General features: G+C 38.9%; 2 protein-coding genes. One reads left to right on the forward strand and one right to left on the reverse strand.

What is annotated here, in order from left to right; all coding sequences use genetic code 11:
• Window positions 1–2,148 (reverse strand): DEAD/DEAH box helicase (locus J7K93_11250; protein MCD6117584.1); only part of this gene is annotated, 2,148 nt, incomplete at its 3' end.
• Window positions 2,149–2,275: 127 nt separating this feature from the next.
• Here J7K93_11250 and J7K93_11255 point away from each other — a divergent pair.
• Window positions 2,276–3,064, forward strand: coding sequence for a hypothetical protein (locus tag J7K93_11255; GenBank protein MCD6117585.1), 789 nt, complete (start codon window positions 2,276–2,278; stop codon window positions 3,062–3,064).
• Window positions 3,065–3,225 lie beyond the last annotated feature (161 nt).

Here is a 3,225-nt window from a genome sequence, read left to right on the forward strand (position 1 = left end):
AAGATCTTTCGCTGCCATAAGAAGCTGATTATTAAGATTGAACAACTTTTTGGAATATCCTACTCCGCCCGGAGTATTTTCATAAATATAAATAGTCGGTTTGTTTGAATACGGAGACCTTATCATGGGAACTGTTCTCAGATCTCTCGGATCTGTCATCACCCAGATAGGCGCAATATTCTCAAACACATTTGCCACTGCTTTAATTCCGTCGCTGAAATGTTCTGCAGTCAGGCCCAGCTCATCAAGAATGTCTTCATCAATCTCCCACCAGTAGGCTGTAGTGTGCATTGTCATTTCCGGAAGATGAATTCTGCCTGAGCCCACATTTTCATGAGTGTTGAATTTAATTTTCTTAAACAGGGTTGCCAGAGTTGTAACACTTACCTCGCCGTGAGCAATTCTGCCGAGCTTTATCTCTTTTGATTCAAATTCATCAAGAACTCTTATGTTGGTTTTTGTTTCAGCGTCAGTATAATAATCAACCTTTACGCTTCGTACATACGCTTTTCTCCTGTCCCAGTCAAGTTTATCAACATGATACTGGTTTCCCTGATGCAGATAAATTGCTTCGTCATGCACCATAACCGGAGCGCTGAAAAAATCAACTTCACCTATTACTTTATTTGTTTTATTCTCTATGATAACAACGTTGTCCGGAGCAGCGCTTCTTAAACTAACTTCTTCTGCCGGATATGTTTCACTTGTCCAGTGCCATGTATCTCCGGATTTATGAAGAACCTTATGCTCTTCAAGGTAATTAAGCAGTTCTTCCGTTGCGTCTATTCCGAACCTTTCTCCCTGTTTAAAAGGAAGTTCAAATGCAGCACATTTAACATGAGATAAAAGGATTATGAGGTTGTCAGGATCAATTATACCCATTTCAGGATCGCTGTAGAAAAAATACTCGGGGTGATTTATCACATACTGATCAATCGGCGCGCTGGATGCAACCAGAACAGCAACAGAAACATTCTCTCTCCTTCCTGCCCTGCCTGCCTGCTGCCAGGTTGATGCAATTGTTCCCGGATATCCTGCCATAACTGCAGCGGAAAAATTACCAATATCAATACCAAGCTCAAGAGCATTTGTTGATACAACTGCCTGGATTCTGCCTTCTCTTAAACCCTGTTCAATCTCTCTTCTCTGGTTCGGAAGGTAACCTCCTCTGTATCCGCGCACAAGATTCCGGCTTTTTTTCATGTTTGACATAGCCTGTTTAAGATATGAAAGAAGAATTTCCACCCGAAGCCGGGATCGTGCAAAAACTATAATTTGTGCACCTGTTCCAAGAAACCGCTTTGCAATGTTTCTGGCTTCCTTTACCGAGGATTTTCTTATTCCAAGCTCATGATTTACTACAGGAGGATTGTAAAAAATAAAATGCTTTTCTCCTGCCGGAGCGCCGTTGGAATTTATCAGCACCGCATCTTCCTCTATCATTTTTTCAAACAGCTCTTTGGGATTTGCAATAGTAGCGGAACATCCGATAAATACAGGAGATGCTCCGTAAAATTCCGCAATTCGTTTGAGCCTTCTTAAGACATTTGCAAGATGGCTTCCGAACACTCCTCTGTAAGAATGGATTTCGTCAATAACTACATATTTGAGGTGTTTAAAAAGCTTGACCCACTTTGTATGATGTGGCATTATTCCCTGATGAAGCATGTCCGGATTTGTTACAACAATATGACCCACACTTCTTATTGCCTTACGAGCTGACACCGGAGTATCACCGTCAAACGTGTAAGTTTTTATATCTATGCCGAGAATTTCAACAATTGAATGAAGCTCAGACACCTGATCCTGAGAAAGAGCCTTTGTAGGAAAAATATAAAGAGCTCTTGATTCGTCATTTTCAATTATTGCATTAAGAACAGGAATGTTGTAGCAGAGAGTTTTCCCTGATGCAGTGGGAGTCACTATTACAGTATTCTTACCGCTGATAATATTTTCCACTGCTTCCGACTGATGGGAATAAAGCTGCCGTATCCCTCTTTTTTGTAATGCTTTAATAAGTTCAGGGGAAATTTTTTCAGGAAAAGGCCCGTATTCAGCTTCTTTTTCAGGAATTATCTCCCAATGGCTTACATTCTCCATAAATTTCCGGTCAGACCGCAGGTTATCCAGCAATTGTTCCATATTCATAAAAAATTTCCTTAATATTTCACAGGTTGGATTATTTAAATATAAAAATATTTTATTTGGAACAAAAGTTATTTTTTGCTATATAATATAATATCATCAATCGATTAACATTAAATGGAGGTTCAATATGAAAAAATTTCCAGTAGTTTTATCAATTTTACTTATATTAGGATTTTTATCCGTTTCTTCTTTTGCTCAGAATAAATACAAACTTACGTATAAATTCCGAAAAGGAGACGTATTAAAGTACAGGACTGAAAGGCATGATAGTACTGCCTCAGAATTTTCAGGACAATCCATGGAAAGGAAAATGGCTTCATGGTCATTGAGATCGGTCAATGTGAAAGATATTGACGAACAAGGATTATATATTATACTTATGAGAACAGATTCAACCTGGACCGACAATGCTGAAATTGAAAAACAATTCAAAAAAATGAACGGAAAGCGTGAAGTAAAATATACCTTTGATCAATCCGGGCATTCAAATTCTGACAATCCACCCCTCTCGCTTTTATTCCTGAATCTTCCTAAAAAACCTGTTGCAGTAAACGATGAGTGGAATTACGAACTGCATTCTGTAAAAAGAGGCCGACGATCAGGAAAAACCAATCTTAAAGCCAAGTGCACTTTATACAGCATTGATAAAGAAAACGGTGATGACATTGCTGTAATAATCGTGAACACGGAGACTAAATCCACAGGTAAATTCTCTTTTAAGAGGCAAAACATGAAAACTTCCGGTACTTTTGCATCATCCGGTACAGGCACTTCTATTGTCTATTTTAATATAACAAAAGGGTATGTCAGAGAAGTAGTCACCGAAGACAATTCTGAATCTTCAACAGAATCCAGCGCATTTTCATCTTCAGCATCCTCAAAAACCAGGAGTACAACAAAACTTATTTCAAAATAAAGTATAGAAAAACTTTCCCCCGACCCGTATGCAAATTGGGTCGGGGATGAAAACTTCTACCCTATTTTCCTTATTTACGTTAGTTACGCCCTTTGTGTACTTTGCGAGAGAAATCATTCCGCACCCTGAGCTGAACCCTGAGTTTGTCGAAGGGTGTCGAA

The sequence above is a fragment of the bacterium genome (assembly GCA_021158245.1).
Classification (GTDB): domain Bacteria; phylum Zhuqueibacterota; class QNDG01; order QNDG01; family QNDG01; genus QNDG01.